Source organism: Sphingobium ummariense RL-3, from assembly GCF_000447205.1.
Lineage (GTDB): Bacteria > Pseudomonadota > Alphaproteobacteria > Sphingomonadales > Sphingomonadaceae > Sphingobium > Sphingobium ummariense.
The window spans coordinates 1-3,206 of record NZ_AUWY01000109.1; the positions used below are offsets into that span (position 1 = coordinate 1).

The 3,206-nt window shown below is 71.2% G+C and carries 4 protein-coding genes; all 4 read left to right on the forward strand.

Going from position 1 to position 3,206, the window contains the following annotated elements; translation table 11 throughout:
* The coding region (locus tag M529_RS40245; protein WP_021318879.1) for an RsmB/NOP family class I SAM-dependent RNA methyltransferase at positions 1-835 on the forward strand (835 nt) is incomplete at its 5' end.
* A 44-nt stretch (positions 836-879) separates the two neighbouring features.
* Positions 880-1,365 (forward strand): hypothetical protein, encoded by a 486-nt coding sequence (locus tag M529_RS40250; RefSeq protein WP_031295155.1) that lies wholly within the window; start codon positions 880-882, stop codon positions 1,363-1,365.
* Positions 1,366-1,447: 82 nt separating this feature from the next.
* Positions 1,448-2,110, forward strand: a complete 663-nt coding sequence (gene rpe, locus M529_RS40255) for a ribulose-phosphate 3-epimerase (protein WP_021318881.1) — start codon at positions 1,448-1,450, stop codon at positions 2,108-2,110.
* The coding region (locus M529_RS40260; protein WP_021318882.1) for a heparinase II/III family protein at positions 2,107-3,206 on the forward strand (1,100 nt) is incomplete at its 3' end. The genes rpe and M529_RS40260, both read left to right, overlap by 4 nt.

A 3,206-nucleotide genomic window follows, 5' to 3' on the forward strand; every position in this document is an offset into this window, starting at 1 on the left:
GGGCGCGGCAATGCCGCAGGCCGCGGCCCGCGCCTATGCCGTCCGCCCGCCCGTAGACCTCAGCCTGCGCAATCCGGGCGAGACAGCGCTCTGGGTCGAGCGGCTGGGCGGGACCAGCCTGGCGCCGGGCCATGTCCGCCTGCCCGACCATGGCGACGTCACCGCGCTGCCCGGCTTTGCCGAGGGCGCCTGGTGGGTGCAGGATCTCGCCGCCTCCTGCCCCGCGCGACTCTTGGGTGCCGGCGAAGGCCGCACCGCGCTCGACCTCTGCGCCGCGCCGGGCGGCAAGACCATGCAGCTCGCCGCCGCCGGCTGGCAGGTCATGGCGGTCGACCAGTCGAAGAAGCGGCTGGAGCGCCTGTCGGACAATCTCGCCCGCACCGGCCTTGCTGCGACCGTGGTGCAGGCGGACCTGCGCCAATGGACCCCGCCCGAACCGGCCGACGCGATCCTGCTCGACGCGCCGTGCAGCGCGACCGGCATCTACCGCCGTCACCCCGACGTGCTCCACCGCATCGGCCCGCGCCAGATCGCCGAACTGGCGGAGCTGCAGGCGGAACTGCTGGCGCGCGCGGCGGGCTGGCTGAAGCCCGGCGGGCAACTCGTCTATGCCACATGCTCGCTGGAACGCGCCGAAGGCGAGGATCAGGTCGCGCGCTTCCTGGCGGCGCGGCCGGACTTCGCCCTGCTCCCCCCCGAACCGGACGCGCTTCCCGCCGGCATCGCGCCCGCGCAGGAAGGCTGGCTGCGCACCCTGCCCGACACGCTGGCGGAGCAGGGCGGCACCGACGGCTTCTTCATCGCCTGCCTTGCGACGGGGCAAACCAGAGATTAACCTGAATCCGCTATGCTCCCCCGCGTTGGTGAGAAAGTCCTGCCGTGCGTCCGACCGAGCCTTTGCCCCTCCACCATAGCTGGCCGCTGTTCGAGCTGCGCGAGCATCTGGCGCCGGTGATGCTGGACGACACGATCTCCCGCAGCGACGCCGCCCTGGCGGAGCGGGGCCTGGGCCTGTGGCATTGCGACCTTGCGACCCAGCGGCTCAGCTGGACCGCTGGCGTCTACGACATTTTCGGGCTGGACCGCGACAGCGACGTGCCCCGCGCGCTTGCCGTCTCGCTCTATGACCCGCACTCGCGCGCCCCGATGGAGCAACTGCGCGACTATGCGATCCGCCACCGGCGCGGCTTCACGCTGGACGTCGACATCCGCCCGGCGGAAGGCGGGTGCTGCGCGATGCGGCTGATCGCCGCGCCGATCCTGGAGGATGGCGCCGTCACCGGGCTGCATGGCGTCAAGCAACTGCTTCCCGGCGGCGCGGCGCCCTCCCGCCGGCTCGACCCCACCGTCTTCGTCATGCTCTGAGCGCAGGCGCGCGCCCGCCCCCGATGTCCGGCCGAAATGATCGTTGCCCTCCGCTCCGGCGGGGGGTAAGGCGAGCGGTCAAATGACCAGCCCGATCCGCATTTCGCCCTCCATCCTTTCCGCCGACTTCGCCCGCCTGGGAGAGGAGGTGCGCGCCATCGACGAGGCGGGCGCCGACTGGATACATGTCGACGTGATGGACGGCCATTTCGTGCCCAACATCACCATCGGCCCGGCCGTGGTGAAGGCGCTGCGCCCGCACACGAAGAAGCCCTTCGACGTCCACCTCATGATTTCCCCGGTCGACGTCTATCTTGACGCCTTCGCGCAGGCCGGTGCCGACATTCTCACGGTTCACCCGGAAGCCGGTCCGCACATCCACCGCACCGTGCAGCACATCAAGTCGCTGGGCGTGCAGGCAGGCGTGGTGCTCAATCCCGGCACCCCGGCCAAGATGCTCGACTACCTCATCGACGACATCGACCTGATCCTGGTGATGAGCGTCAACCCCGGCTTCGGCGGCCAGAGCTTCATCGAAAGCCAGCTGCGCAAGATCGAGGCGTGCCGCAGGATGATCGACAAGTCCGGCCGCGACATCCGGCTGGAGGTCGACGGCGGCATCGACTTCGCCACCGCGCCGCGCGCCATCGCGGCGGGCGCCGACGTGCTGGTCGCCGGCACCGCCACCTTCCGCGGCGGCCCCGCGGCCTATGCCGACAATATCCGAAAGCTCAGGGGCGGGTGAACGACCGGCGGCGTCCGACTCCCCCTTCCCCCGGCGACGCGCCCGATGCGGCGGCGGACGGGATCGAGCAGGGCAAGCGGCTCATCCGCGTCGCGGATGACAAGGGCCTGTCGCTGTCGCAGAAGATCGCCAACCGCTTCTATCTGCTCAGCTGGAAGACGCCGCTGCACAGCCGGCGGCTGAAGGGCAAATATCCGCTGAAGCTGCTCGCCGTGCCCGATGACGACGTGCCGGGCGACCCGCGCGCGGGGCAGGCGATCCGCGCCGGCTACTTCCTCTTCCGCGGCCTCAAGCAGCCGGTCGACACGCTCGACTTCGCGAAGCTCGACCTCATCCCCGACTTCGCCGATCATCTCCACGGCTTCCGCTGGCTGCGCGACCTTGCCAGCGTGGCGAGCCGCGAGCAGGGTGCGCCGATCGCCGAAGGCGTGATGCGCAAATGGCTGGAGGTCCATGCCGAAACGCCCAGCGAGCCGGCCTGGCGCGCCGACAATGCCGCCTGGCGGCTGCTGTTCTGGACCACCCATGCGCCGCTGATCCTGTCCTCCAGCGACCTCGTCTATCGTTCGCTCGTCCTCAACTGCGTCGCCCGCACCGCGCGCCATCTGGACCGCAGCGCCGACAAGGCCCCAGTCGGCCTGCCGCGCATCGTGGCCTGGGGCGGGATCGTCGCCGCCTCGCTGCTCATCCCCGGCGGCGCGGCGCGCAAGGTCTTCGGCGAGGCCGGGCTCAAGCGCGCGATCGACGCGGGCATCCATGCCGATGGCGGCATCCTCTCGCGCTCGCCGCTCGACCAGATGGAAGCGATCATGCTGCTTTCCATGGTGCAGGCCGTCTATGACGTGCGGCGGGAACCCGCGCCCGCCTTCCTGCAGGACGCCCTCTCCCGCACCGTGCCCGCGCTGCTCAGCCTCGCTCATGGCGATGGCGGCCTGGGCAGCTGGCAGGGTGCCGCCGCGGTCGATCCCGCACGGGTCAGCGCCATCGTCGCCGCCAGCCGCGTGCGCAGCCGCCCGCTGCGCCAGGCGCGCGACTGGGGCTATCAGCGGATCGCCGCCGGGCAGACGGTGCTCCAGATCGACGCCGCCCCGCCCCC